The 14,593-nt window shown below is 31.5% G+C and carries 9 protein-coding genes; 3 read left to right on the forward strand and 6 right to left on the reverse strand.

Annotated elements, in window-relative coordinates; genetic code table 11:
- Window positions 1–168 precede the first annotated feature (168 nt).
- Entirely contained in the window at window positions 169–1,650 is a 1,482-nt protein-coding gene (locus tag ACFSSB_RS08275) for a hypothetical protein (RefSeq protein WP_379903071.1), read from the forward strand.
- Between the two features lie 454 nt (window positions 1,651–2,104).
- Here the strand turns inward: ACFSSB_RS08275 and ACFSSB_RS08280 are convergent, their stop codons facing one another.
- The 6 genes from ACFSSB_RS08280 to rhaD all read right to left on the reverse strand — a co-directional run bounded on the left by ACFSSB_RS08280 (window position 2,105) and on the right by rhaD (window position 11,734).
- Entirely contained in the window at window positions 2,105–2,461 is a 357-nt protein-coding gene (locus ACFSSB_RS08280) for a hypothetical protein (RefSeq protein WP_379903073.1), read from the reverse strand.
- Window positions 2,462–2,565: 104 nt separating this feature from the next.
- On the reverse strand, window positions 2,566–6,693 hold the full coding sequence (locus tag ACFSSB_RS08285; protein WP_379903075.1) for a hybrid sensor histidine kinase/response regulator transcription factor: 4,128 nt from the start codon (window positions 6,691–6,693) through the stop codon (window positions 2,566–2,568).
- 43 nt (window positions 6,694–6,736) lie between these two features.
- Window positions 6,737–7,735 (reverse strand): class 1 fructose-bisphosphatase, encoded by a 999-nt coding sequence (fbp, locus tag ACFSSB_RS08290; protein WP_379903077.1) that lies wholly within the window; start codon window positions 7,733–7,735, stop codon window positions 6,737–6,739.
- A 9-nt stretch (window positions 7,736–7,744) separates the two neighbouring features.
- Window positions 7,745–9,064, reverse strand: a complete 1,320-nt coding sequence (locus ACFSSB_RS08295) for an FGGY family carbohydrate kinase (protein ID WP_379905667.1) — start codon at window positions 9,062–9,064, stop codon at window positions 7,745–7,747.
- A 67-nt stretch (window positions 9,065–9,131) separates the two neighbouring features.
- Window positions 9,132–10,919: an L-fucose isomerase gene (locus ACFSSB_RS08300; RefSeq protein ID WP_379903079.1), complete on the reverse strand. Its 1,788-nt coding sequence runs from the start codon at window positions 10,917–10,919 to the stop codon at window positions 9,132–9,134.
- Window positions 10,920–10,939: 20 nt separating this feature from the next.
- On the reverse strand, window positions 10,940–11,734 hold the full coding sequence (gene rhaD / locus ACFSSB_RS08305) for a rhamnulose-1-phosphate aldolase (RefSeq protein WP_379903081.1): 795 nt from the start codon (window positions 11,732–11,734) through the stop codon (window positions 10,940–10,942).
- Window positions 11,735–11,839: 105 nt separating this feature from the next.
- On the opposite strand from rhaD, the gene ACFSSB_RS08310 reads away from it, so the two are divergent.
- Both ACFSSB_RS08310 and aldA read left to right on the forward strand, forming a co-directional pair.
- On the forward strand, window positions 11,840–12,739 hold the full coding sequence (locus ACFSSB_RS08310; protein WP_379903083.1) for an AraC family transcriptional regulator: 900 nt from the start codon (window positions 11,840–11,842) through the stop codon (window positions 12,737–12,739).
- Between the two features lie 395 nt (window positions 12,740–13,134).
- Window positions 13,135–14,574, forward strand: a complete 1,440-nt coding sequence (gene aldA / locus ACFSSB_RS08315) for an aldehyde dehydrogenase (RefSeq protein ID WP_379903085.1) — start codon at window positions 13,135–13,137, stop codon at window positions 14,572–14,574.
- Window positions 14,575–14,593 lie beyond the last annotated feature (19 nt).

The following is a 14,593-nucleotide window of genomic DNA, read 5'->3' on the forward strand; positions in this document are numbered from 1 at the left end:
TTTTTATAAAAAAAATTTAATTACCCTAAATATTTATTGACCTAAGCAATAACGCTATTTAATTAATAATAGTTTAGTTAGAAAAAAGTAATCTATTCATTTTTGTTATTACAAAACTATAAATACGACTGTTATAATTATCTAACTAAATTAAATCATTTTACTGATATGAAAAACAATTTACACAAAGCACGACCTCTAAAGCAAAGAGCTTTTCTTTTTTATATTTTATTATGTATAGGTTCGTTCTCTTTTGCGCAAGTTGGTATAGGAAACTCTAATCCTCAAGCTACTCTAGATATTACAGCTTCTAATCAAGCTGCTCCCACTAATGCAGACGGTTTATTAATACCTAGAATTGATGCTTTTCCTGCTACAAACCCTACGGCTGCACAAGATGGAATGCTTGTGTATTTAACAACTACAGTTGGTTTAGACACAAAAGGCTTTTATCATTGGGATCAAGCAACTACAAATTGGATTCGATTTTCAAGTATTGAAAAATTAAATGATCTTTCGGATGCAAAATCAGATGACGATGGAACAAATGATGGATCTTCTGTTTTTATTGGTATAGGAGCAGGACAAGGTGATGATGGTGATCATAATCAAAATGTTGCTGTTGGTTATAACGCATTAATGTCGAATATAAATGGGGATGCTAATTCTGCTTTCGGATTTCAAGCTTTGAATTTAAATACAAGTTTAAACAACTCTGCTTTTGGTTTTAGAGCCTTAGCAACAAATAGCTCCGGACGAAGAAACTCTGCTTTTGGAAGAGGTGCTTTAGAAGCAAATACAACTGCAAATTTTAACACTGCTGTAGGAACACAAGCATTGACTAGCAATACTATTGGAGATTACAATGTCGCTATAGGTGAATTGGCTTTGTCTAATAATGTAACTGGTTCTAGTAATACCGCAATTGGTAGAGAAGCATTAAATAATAATACCACTGGACAAAATACTGCAGTTGGTTATCGTGCTTTATACCTTAATGAAGATGGCTTACAAAATACTAGTGTTGGTTTTGAGGCACTTAATAATAATGTTAGCAGTAATAATAATACTGCATTAGGATATGGTGCACTTAAACAAAATATCTCTGGTGGTAATACTGCTATTGGAGCATTAGCCGGAGCATTAATTGCAAATGATGATGATACCTCAACCGCCAATGTGCTTATTGGTCAATTAACCGGTGAAGAATTAGATGGATTTAACAACGTTTTTATTGGGCAACAAGCTGGTCGATTTACCACAGGAAATGAAAATGTGTTTTTAGGAAGACAAGCTGGCCGTAACAACAATGGTAGTTCTAACGTTTTTATTGGAAACAGAGCAGGTTTTAATGGTGCTTGGGGTGCTGTTTCAAATACTTTATTAATTCAAAATGAAAATAGTGCTACACCATTGATTTATGGTGATTTTGGGAACGATAGAGTTGGAATAGACAAAATAGCAACAACACATACCTTAGAAGTTAATGGTACAACAGAAGCTACACAGTATAAAGTTTCTGCTTTAAATACAGCTCCTGCTAGTAGTACAGCTCTTGGTGAAGAAGGAGAAATAAGAGTTACAGCAACACACATTTACGTTTGCATAGCAACTAACACATGGGTAAGAGCTGCCTTAACTACTTGGTAATTGAACGTAGCCTAAACACTTTGCCTTATATACATGCATTTTAAAAGGCAATAGCAACAATTTAAAATGGTATACACTACCTTTTTAAACTATAATTTAATACGATAACAAACACGTAATACTAACTTTAAAATCTCAGCATATTGCTGAGATTTTTTTATTTATTAATTCTAGGCAACAAACAATATACACTCTTAAACTTACAGCGTGTTACTTAGTAGAGATAATAAAGCTACTTTTCTATATTAAAACACTATAATTTAACACTGTAAAGCATTATTTCGCTACAACAGGCATATTAGCTATATAAAACAATAAGTCTCTTAAAAGTATTTATAGATACCTTTAAGAGACTTACTATATATAAGATGTTTTCTTAGTTACGCCTTAAAACTTTATCCTGTTTTTTACGTAATAATATGGAAGAAAATTCTATTGATTATTATAGAAGTTTTTAGTTTTTCTTTTTCTTCTTTTTACCTTTTTTATTCTTTTTAGCTGCCATTTTTATTTCTTTAGCACGCTCTTTTCCAAAGGCTTCTTTTAAAGCCTTACCATATTTTTGGTTATTCGCTTTGCGTTTTGCTTTAAGCTCTTCAGAACCTTTTTCATAAGTGTCATTAATTTCTAAAGTTGCTTTAGCATGTTCTGTATTTAATGCTACTAAAGTTTCTTTTTCTTCACTAGTAAGTGTTAATTTACTCTCTACTCTTGCGATATAAGATTCTACTTTTTTATCCACATCACTTTGAGCAAATACTGAACTTGAAAGTGCTATGCTAAATACTAGTAATAATATTGTTTTTTTCATCTTGTTAAATGGGTTTAATATTAGTTAATAATTGTGAGTAACAAACTTAAATAACTTAGTACGATATACTGTTCTTTAATTCATCATTTCGTTGCTAAAAACTATCATTTAGCTCTTTTTGAATATTCTGAAGGGGAAACTCCATGCAGTTTTTTAAAGGAAGTTGAAAAGTAAGAGTTAGACTCTATACCTATTTGATACATCACTTCTGCAACATTATACCCTGTATTACTGTCTAACAATTCGGCAGCTCTTTGCAATCTAAAATTACGCAAATAAGCATTTGGTACTTGCCCAGTAAGTTGCTTTAATTTTCTATAAAAATGAGAGGAACTTAAGCCAGCTTCAATAGAAAGTTCTTCTACACCAAAATTTGAATTGGATAAATTCTTTTCTATTATTTCTGAAATTCTCTCTAAAAACTCAAGATCTCTTTTAGATAAGTCTAACTCTTTTTTATTTTTTGGAGGTATACTGTTTTTTGAAAAATACTCTTTAATCTTAAAATTATTTTCAATTAACTTTTTAAGTCGAAGTTCTAAATGTTTTAAAGAAAAGGGTTTGCTAATATATTCATCTGCACCAAACTCTAAACCTTTAATTAAATCTACATTATCTCCTAAAGCAGTTAATAGTAAAACGGGAAGTTGACAGGTTTCCGGATTAGCCTTAATACGTTTACACAATTCAAAACCATCCATTTCTGGCATCATCACATCACTTATTACTGTACTAAACTCTGTTTTTTTAATGGCTTCTAAAGCTTCAACTCCATTGTTTGCAATGGCAATATTATAAGTGTCTGACAATGCATTTTTAAGAAAATCTTGAATATCTATTTCATTTTCTACTACTAACACACTATGTTGTTTTTCAGCTATTTGCTCTTCATTATCCTTCTTTAAACTATTAGCTTGTAAAGGCACCCAATTTTTTATAAAAGACTTCTGTACTTTGCTGTCTTCTATTTCCACTTCTTCAATTTTAGAAGACGGAATAAAAACCGTAAAGCGAGTTTCTTTATTTGGTTTACTTTTTACAGTAATACGTCCGTTAAATAAGTCTATTAAAGATTTACAGAAAGACAACCCAATTCCTCCTCCACTAACATTTCCATCTTGGTTTCCTAATTGATAAAACCTTTCAAATATATTATTCAGGTTTTCTTTAGGAATTCCTTTACCTGTATCTACAACATCTATTTTAATGTTTTTTTCATTATTTTCAAATACAATAGAAGCTTCAATACTAATAGTACCTTGAACAGGTGTATTTTTAAAGGCATTAGAAAGTAGATTAAAAAGTATTCTTTCTAGTTTTTCTACATCTATTACAATTTCTTCATTTGGAGAACTTATTTTATAATAAAAATTAATGTTCTTTTCTAAAGCGTAATTTTCAAAAGCTTCTGTTGTTGGATATAAGAATTCACCTAAAGTAGACTTTGTATAGTTTAAATTTAAATACCCTTGTTCTGATTGTCTAAATGTTATTAATTGATCAATTAAACTTAAAAGACGATGTGTATTTCTTTTTATAATTGATAAATATTTTTCGTTCTCTGGATTTCTGTTGTTTTCTATAACGCGATCTAGCGGACCAGAAATTAACGTAAGTGGTGTTCTAAACTCATGAGATAGGTTGGTGAAATATTTAAATTTCCCTTGGTTTACAACCTCCATTCTATCTTTATCTATTTGCTCATAGATTAATCTTTGTTTTAGTTTTTCATGTTGTACAAAATAGAAAACAATTCCTACGCCAACTCCCAAAAAGATAAGGACTAACAACGTATAACTCCACCAAGTTTGATACCAAAGCGGCAGTACTTCTAATGTTAATGTTTTGATTGAAGCACTCCAAACACCATCTCCATTAGCAGATTTTACTTTTAAGGTATAGGTTCCTGCTTCTAAATTGGTATACGTGATAGCAGATTTACCTTCATCTGTTTCTACCCAATCTTTATTAAAACCATCTAATTTATAGGCTATTTTATTTTTTGCTGGTGCAGAAGTATGCTCAGCAACTAAATTAAACGAAATAATGCGTTGGCTTTTAGAAATGGTAATAGTATCTGTTTCTGATATTGCTTTTTTAAGAATAGTAATATCATTTAATTTCTCTCCTATTTTTACGGCTTTATTATTAATTAATAGCGACGTAATTAAAACTCTTGGAGGCATTTTGTTTAAAGATATTTTTTGAGGATCAAAAATGGTTAGTCCGTTTAAACCTCCAAAATACATATAGCCAGATGCACCTAAAGCATAAGCCGATTGCCTAAAATTATTTTGCATTAAACCATCACTTACATCAAATACATTTACTTTGTTGGTTTCTGTATTAAACCTAACCAATCCCATATCTGTACTTACCCAAAGATTTGTACTGTTTGCTTCTGGTAAAATTCCGTAAATAACATCATCTGGTAAGAGATCGTTTTTTCTGAAATATTCAATATTTAAAGGATTACCATCACTATCTAGTGTTAATTTATTTAAGCCACCACCAAAAGTACCTATCCAAATATTTTTTTTTGCATCTTCATAAAGTGTAAAAATGCTATTGTAAGTTAGTTTAGAGCTTCCTGTTTTGGTATCATTATAGTTTCTAATAAGCTTTAATTTTCCTCTTTCATAACTACATTGCAACAAACCTCTATCTGTACCAAACCACAATTGTTTATTGCTATCTTGCAAGAAACTTTGCACTTTACTTGTTGTTTTTAAAGCAGATTTAATAGTGATTTTTGGCTGTGTAGAAATTTCAATTGTTTTCCAAGGGTTTTCAACAACTAAAATTCTATTTCCTGCTAAAACAATATCTGTATCATTAATTTGTGCAATCTTTCTAGTTAAAAACAAAGAGGTAATGTCTCCTTTTGATAAAAATTGAATCTCTTTAAAATTCTTTTTTACGGGACTGTAAACCATTATTTTTTTATCTGTACCAAACCATATATAATTTCTTTGGTCTTGATAGATATACCTTATAACATCGTTACTTTCTATTGGCAATTTACTTTGTAAATCTTCAAATTTAATTTTGTCTATATTGTTTTCATCTATGTCATCTACAGATCTAAATAATTTTTTGTTGTAACCAGAAATCCAAATCTTTCCATTATTATCTTCTAAAATAGAAGTGATTAGATTATCACCAATAGAAAAGGCATCATAAGGATTGTTGGTATACGAATAAAATGGTTTTTGAAACAGGTCTAGTTTATTAATTCCTCCTTGTGCTGTACCTACCCAAAGCACATCAAAACTATCTTGATATACAGCATTGATTTGATGACTACTAATGCTATTTTTATTCTTAGCGTCATAATTAAAATGCTTAAAAGAATTTAAAATAGGATTAAATTTATAGAGACCATCACCTGTAGTTCCTATCCAAATGGCATTATCATTATCTTTAAAAAGGCTATTTACATAAAAAGTAGAATCTTGGTTTGGAACTTTTATTTTTTTAATCAGATAATCTGAATTAATATCTAAATTAGAACTGTACAAACCTGCTGTGGTACCAATCCAGAATATATTATCTACTTTAATAATTTCTGTTATCTGTTTATCTTTAAAAAATTCAAAATCATTTGAATCAGGAAGTGTAGATTTTACTACTGGGTTTGCTAATGTGTATTTTACTTTTTTTAACCCTAGATTGGTTCCTAAAATAATAGAAGAATTAAGACCAAATGTAAACGTGTTAATTTCAAGAGATTCATCTTGTAAATCCAGTATATTTTCAGATACTTCAAAAACACCTTTATTTACATCTTTTAATTTACATCGTATTAGTTTCTTTGCAGACGTTATCCAAACATAACCATCATTTTTAGAAGCAATTTTGTTAACACCAATATTGTGGTCTAACGGAACTGTAAAAAAGCGCTCTAACCAAGGCACATAGATATTAACACCAACTTTAGTACCAATCCAAAGTACACCATTTTCATCGTTATACAAACTAGTAACGTTATTACTAGAAATAGTAGACTCTAGGTTAATTTGGGTACTAAATGTTTTAAACTCATACCCATCATAACGAATTAAACCATTAGGAGTTGCATACCATAAAAACCCATACTTATCTTGCTCTATGGCGTTAACCGTATTTTGATTAAAACCTTCTTTATTAGAAATTCTTTCGAAATTTTGAGCATTAACTCCTTGCGTAATTAGTGTAATTACAATACCTATAAAGAAAATAATTTTACGCATTTTGCATTTTTAGTTTGGCTTAAAATACATATATTTTGATTTATTATTTAATAAATTCAAGTAATTTTTTAACCATAGAACTGCTTCCACAATAGAGAGGAGCACGTTCATGAATTTGAGAAGGAACAATATCTAGTATATCTACCTGTCCGTCAGTAGCTATACCTCCTGCCTGCTCTGTTAAAAATGCTATAGGATTACATTCATAAAGCAATCTTAATTTTCCATCTTTATTAACTGTACTGTTAGGATATAAATAGACTCCTCCTTGTATCATATTTCTATGAAAATCGGAAACTAAAGACCCAATATAACGTTGTGTGTATGGTCTATCTTCTTCTTCTTGCTGGCAATATTTTATATATTTTTTAACCGAATCTGGAAAATGCCTATAATTTCCTTGATTTACCGAATATACCTTTCCTTCTTCAGGAAATGTCATATTAGGATGTGAAAGGTAAAACGTACCAATTGCAGGATTAAGGGTAAAACCATTAACACCATCTCCTGTAGTATACACCAACATAGTAGAAGTACCATAAACAATATAACCTGCGCCAATTTGTGCGTTTCCTGGTTGTAAAAAATCTTTTTCTTCCACAGGTGTTCCTATTGGTGTAATTCTTCTATAAATAGAAAAAATAGTACCTACAGAAACATTAACATCTATATTAGAAGAACCATCTAAAGGATCCATAAGCACTACATACTTACCGTTTGATTCTTTATCTTGCCCTTTTATGGTAATAAATTCGTCATTTTCTTCAGAAACAATACCACAAACAATATTTCTGTTTTTTAAAGATTGTATAAACGTTTTGTTTGCAAATACATCTAGTTTTTGCTGCTGTTCTCCTTGAACATTTACATCACCAGAGTCTCCAAAAAGATCTACTAATCCAGCTTTATTAACTTCGTGATTTACCACTTTTGCAGCTAAACGTAAGGCGTTTAAAAGACTTGATAATTCTCCTGTTGAATACGAGAACGAAGCTTGGTTTTTAATAATAAACTCTCCTAAAGTAGTTTTTTGATGCGACATTATTTATAATTAAATAGATTTAAAATAAGACTTCATCATCAATGCTGCTCCTAAAGCACTTTCGTTTTTACAGTCAGAAATATGGATTTCAATATCTGTTTTCAATAGCTTTAAAAAGGCAATAAATATGAGATTTTTATTAAAACCACCAGAAATATAAATGTCTTTAATAGCCGAATTTTCATCTAAAATTAAATCAATTCCTTGAATTACTTTTTTACTTATTTCAAAAACCAATTGGTAATAAGCGGCTTCGTAATTACTGTAATTGGTTAATAAGTAGGGATGTGCTTCAAAATCACTATCAATCCCTTCAGATAAAAACACTCGTGCATTGGTATTGACTAATTCTTGGCACAATGTTTCATTTAATTCTAAGTGTAAATGGGTATCGATATCTACTTTAAAATACGTACTTAAAGCTGTTAAATATACTTCGTGAATTTTCCCTAGAAACTGCATCGAAGATTTTATTTGCTGCTTTTGAGGTGTCATAAAACACAAGCAGTTATTTTTTAACTGTTGTTGTGTTAAGGTCTCTTTACTAAAGGGATTCATAGCAATAATCCAAGTACCTGTAGACAACAGAATAAATTCTTTATTTTTTTCGGTTTCTAAAATAGGAAGAATAGATGCCGAACTATCATGTAATCCTGTACCAACAGCTATTTCTTGTCCATTGAAATGGGTTACTATAGCCTCTTTACCATTACTTGGTTGCGGAAGTTTAATATTTTTATCTTGAATCCATTGATGGTACTGCATGGTATCAAAATCCCAAGTGGCAGTATGTGCTCCTACAGAAGTAAAGTCTGCAGTAATTTTTTTGGTAAAAAGGTAACTAAGGTATTGTGGGTAATGTAGAATTGCATCTACTTGATTCCAAAATTCTGGTTTCTCTTTTTGTAATTTTAATATTTGAAGGCCTGTATTTAACATACCATACGCTGGAGAAGCTGTTTTTCTAGAAAACTCTTCTTGACCTCCATTGGCTTCATAAAACTCATGATATTCATCTAAATTCAAAGGTTTTAAGTAGTTATATAAAGGTGTAATTCTTTCTCCGTTTTTATCCAGATAAATAAGACTAGCACCATGCGTAGAAAAATTAATAGCCTTTATAGTATACTCTCCTTCTGATTGAATTCTTTTTATTTCATTTTGAATCCAGTTTTCAATAGACGCGATGTCATCACAAGGATAGCCATCTTCATCTACAACCTCATCAAAACGCGTTGCATTTCTGTATACTACATCAAACGCTTCATTAAACAAAAGTATTTTTTTATTTGTTTTTCCTATATCAATTACAGCAATTACATTCACCATCACAGTTCAAAAATTAAAAAAAGGGTGTTTAGCCTTAAAGCCAAACACCCTTGTTAGTTATTCTAAATTATTCTTTAAATCCGTATAACGGACCGTAATTTTTACAAGCTCTATAATCTGCTCCTTCTAAGCCTTCGCCAAAAGCAGACCATGCACTTGGTCTAAACACATCATCTTCGCTAACATTATGCATATTCACAGGAATACGTAACATTGCTGCTAGTGAAATTAAATCTGCACCAATATGACCATGAGAAATCGCTCCATGATTTGCTCCCCATTTTGCCATAACTGTATACACATCTTTAAAGAAACCAGTACCTGTAACTCTTGGTACAAACCAAGTTGTTGGCCAAGTTGGGTTGGTTCTTTCGTCTAATACTTCATGTACATCTTCAGGTAACTCTACGCTCCATCCTTCTACAATTTGAAGTACAGGTCCAATTCCTTTTACAAGGTTAATTCTACACATGGTTAACGGAATAGTTCCTTTTGTTTTAAACTGCGAAGAGAATCCTCCACCTCTAAAATATTCAGCAATTGCAGCTGGCCATTTTGTATTATCTAAACATTTTTGAACTTCTTCTTCTGTAATTTCCCAGAATGGTTTCATTGTTGGGTTACCATCAGCATCGGTTTGTTGTGCTGTAGCATCTAAGGTTGTAGAACCAGAATTGATAAGGTGAATAATTCCGTCTTTAGCAATTCCTGTTAATTTTTTACCAGTTACACGCTCTACAGATTCAGGACTCCAATACGTACGTACATCTGAGAATAATTGTGCTTTATTGGTTAATAAATGTCCAAACAACATAGAAATAGCGTTTAAACAATCGTTTTCTGTAGCAAATGTGTATGCTTGACGAATACCATTCCAATCAAAAGAAGAGTTTAAAATAGACTCTGTAAAATCTGCATTTGGTTGGTAATCTGTCCACTGACGTTGTCCTTGAAAACCTCCCATAATGGCATTTCTACCTTTAGATTCTTCACCGAAGCCCATTTCTTTTAATTTAGGGTTTCCGTTCATTAAATCTTTACAGATTAAGGTCATTTTCACTACCTTTTCCCACTCAGCATCTTTTTGTTCTGCTGATTTTTGAGCTTCAGGACTGTTATAATCTTTTCCTTCTTTACAGTTTTCTTTGGTCCAAGCTAATGCTTTTTCATATTCGTCATGGTCATAAATACCTTCATCCATACGTCTTAATAACTCTACAGACTCAACAAACTCGGCTCTTACACCTAAGTAATCTTGTAAAAAGTTTACATCTACCATAGAACCTGCAATACCCATAGAACTGTATCCTATAGATAAATAAGACTTCCCTTTCATTTGCGCTACTGCTAACGCTCCTTTTGTAAAACGTAATATTTTTTCTGAAACATCTTGAGGAATGGTTTGATCTCCTTCATCTTGTACTTCTTTACCATAAATTCCGAAAGCTGGTAATCCTTTTTGAGAATACCCTGCCAATGCTGCTGCTAAATATACAGCTCCTGGTCTTTCTGTACCATTAAAACCCCAAACTGCTTTAGGCGTTAAAGGGTTGGTATCCATAACTTCTGTACCATAACACCAACATGGTGTTACTGTTAATGACACTTCAACACCTTCTCTTTGAAATTTATCTGCACATGCTGCTGCATCTGCAACACCACCAATAGTAGTATCTGCTATTACACATTCTACTTTTTCACCACTAGGAAAGCGTAAGGTTTCTTCTATTAATTTAGCTGCTGCTTTAGCCATGTCCATGGTTTGAACTTCTAAAGATTCTCTAACACCTAATTCACGTCCATCAATTACAGGACGAATTCCTACTTTTGGTAGTCTACCTATTAATCTACTCATGATCTATATCTTATTATAATTTATATAAACTGCTCTAATTCTGTCAATTGCTCATTAGAAAGACCAGCTGGTTTAAAACCTGCAGCCCAACACATCATTAACATTTTAGCGCCTTTATTTGCTACATCTAAAAAGTCCCAAGCTTGCATTACATCTGGAGCTGTTGCTGTTGCTCCATGCTTTTCCCATAACGAAACGTTTCTTGTTTTAAAAGCTTCCATAGTAACCTCTGCTAATGCAGCTGTACTAGACAGAGCATAAGGTGTACAGTGAATACCTTTTGGTACAAAAACTTTAACCTCAGGACACATAGCCCAAATTTGTCTATTTAATTCTTCTTCATCATTAAATAATTCATGATGACTCATACAAATTAACTCTAGAGGATGTGTATGTACTACTGCTAAATTTTCTGGATGGTGTATAGAATTAAAAAGGTGAATACTTGAGTGGGAAATCAACTCACAAGTTGGTCCAAAGTTTTCACGCTTACCTCCCCAAATAATAGAATATGCAGTTGCATCTTCATTGATGTAAAGAATACAAGAAGCTTCTTCAAGTTTATTCACTAAATCTCTTAAATAACAACCTGTACCTGTAATATAGAGTACAAACCCTGCAGCTCCTTTTGGAAATTCAAACGGAACTTCTGTTCCAATACCTTGTACTTCTTCTTTAGTAAAGTATGAGGTTAAGTTCATTGAAATGTTTCCTGCATTTCTTTCTGCCCATTCACGTTGCCATAAATAACCAGCTACTTCAGATACTTTATTTAATTCTGCTTCTACCTGTACTGGGAGTTTTATTGTTTTCATAGTTTTTTTTTGAATAAAATTATTGTAACAAAAATAGAGACTATATACACCTTATTAAATATTCAAAATCTGTATTTTTGTATCTAATTCAAACATTAGCATTCCATGAAATTTGTAAAAAAAATTGAATTAGGCGATCCTTCTGCAAATCATCAAAACTTTATTGACTTAAAAATAAAGATGTTATGCTGTAGGTATTGGCTTCTAGATTTGTGGGATTGTCATGAAATGGTTTTTCCTTTTTGGAGGCTATATTGGAATAAAAACACAGGCGGACAATTAATTCATCAGGATACTGTTTTTGAAATGGATCCAAATCATATTTATATTATTCCTCCATTTACATCTTTTTCATCGCTTTACACCAAAAACCACATCTATAATGAAGGCATTCATGTTTCTGGAAAACAGCTAAACACCAAGCACAACGAAAAAGATTTAGAAAGCATGCATTTAATACACTTCTTTGTTCACTTTAATTTAGGTGTTCCTTTTGATAGTGTTTATCCTGGTATTTTAAAAATTGAATTAACAGATTATTTAAAAGATAGATTACATTATTTAACCGAACGATTAAAAGTTGAAAACAAAGATTTTAAACTTACTTTTAATTTAAAACTACAAGCTTTTATAAAAGAAGCACTCACCAATATTGGTCCTGAGTTATGGAAAACTATTAATATAGACGAACGTGTTTTAAAAATCATCCGTTATATTGAAGTGAATATTGACAAAAAATTAAGCAATACACAAATGTCTTCTCTGGTAAATATGGCTCCAAATTCTTTTGCGAGATTATTTAAAGAAGAGATGAATTTTACACTACATCAATTTGTTCAAAACAGAAAAATTGCAAAATCTTGCGAGCTATTTGAGCACACTAATAGGTCTATTGAAAATGTTGCTTTCAGCTTAGGTTTTTCAGACCGTTATCATTTTTCTCGTGTATTCAAATCGGTTACTGGCTTAACTCCTGCTTCATACAAATCTGGTAAATACACCTAAAATCTCATTTTAAAATACATGATTACTATTTATAAATAAGGTGTTTTCAACCCTATGAAGATTTTGAGCAATCAATTGACGGATTTGAGAAACCCTTTCTATTCTTTTCTTTCTTTATTTGTAGAGACCAAATACCATTGGTTACAGGTCAACAAATTTCTATTACAATACATTTTGACTTTTCAGTACTAGATAATTCTGAAAAAATTTAAACACAGAAAATCTTCTATGTTTAAATTGTACATATTATTGATTAATATGGATAAATACTAAAGCCACATTGTTATATAAGTTTGTTAACCACATTAGCAAAGAACAAGTCGAGCCTTTGTTTATTTATCACAAAAAGCTCGAAATTTTACACATATTACAACATAAAATAAACGTAAACACTCATGAAAGAATTTAATCAATTTATAAACGGAAAGTTTGTAAAATCTACTTCTTCAGAAGTAACAAAAGTACTTAACCCTTGTACAGAAGAAGTATTGTCTGAGATTCCAAAAGGTTCTATTGAAGATGCCAATAAAGCATTAGATGCAGCAAAAGAATCACAACACGCTTGGAAATCTCTAACAGCTATTGAACGTGCTAATTATTTACACAAAATGGCTACTGTAATTCGTGAAAACCGTGTGTTTTTAGCCGAAACTTTAGCAGCAGAACAAGCTAAAGTAATAGCTCTTGCGCAAGTTGAAATTGATGTTACAGCCGATTATTTTGATTATTATGCAGGTTTTGCAAGAAGAATAGAAGGAGAAATTATACAAAGTGACCGTCAAAAAGAACACATCTTTTTACACAAAGCACCAATTGGAGTTGCTGTAGGTATCTTACCATGGAACTTCCCATTTTTTGTAATGGCAAGAAAAGTTGCTGGATCTTTAATTACAGGTAATACTTGTGTTATTAAACCTAGCTGTATTGCACCTAACACTATTATGGAGTGGGTAGATTTAATACAAAAAATAGAATTACCTGCTGGTGTATTAAACTTTGTGTGTGGTACTGGACCAGTAGTTGGAAACGCTTTATCTAAAAGCCCTATTACAGGAATTATCAGTTTAACTGGTAGTGTATTTGCAGGTCAGAAAGTTATGGAAGCTGCTTCAGAAAATATTACAAAAGTATCTTTAGAATTAGGAGGTAAAGCACCTGCTATTGTATGTGCTGATGCTAACTTAGAATTAGCGGTTAATGCCGTTGTTGGTTCTAGAATTATTTATAGCGGACAAGTATGTAATTGTGCAGAACGTGTGTATGTTGAAGAATCTATTCACGACCAATTTTTAGAAATGGTTACTGCTAAAATGAAAGCTTTAAAAGTAGAAGATGCTTTTTCTGATAACAATCCAGATATGAGTGCATTGGTTTCTAAACCACAGTTAGATAAAGTAGCAGAAATGGTTGAATTTGCAAAAAAAGAAGGTGCAGAAGTTTTAGTTGGAGGTAATAAATCTAGCCAGTTTGATAAAGGGTATTTTTACGAACCTACATTATTAACTAATGTAAGACAAGACATGCAAATTATTCAAGATGAAGTTTTTGGTCCTGTTTTACCAGTAATGAAATTTAGCACTTTAGACGAAGCTATTGCATTAGCAAATGATTCTGAGTATGGATTAACCTCTTCGATTTTCTCAGAAAACTTTAATAAAGTTATGCATGCTGCTGAAGAATTACAATATGGAGAAACGTATATCAACAGAGAACATTTTGAAGCCATTCAAGGTTTCCATGCAGGATGGAAAAAATCTGGAATTGGTGGAGCAGATGGAAAACATGGTATGGAAGAATACCTTCAAACCAAGGTGATTTACGCACAATACAGATAGAAATTAATAGCAAATTACC

Origin of the sequence: Lacinutrix gracilariae (assembly GCF_042684485.1) — a bacterium.
GTDB lineage: Bacteria > Bacteroidota > Bacteroidia > Flavobacteriales > Flavobacteriaceae > Oceanihabitans > Oceanihabitans gracilariae.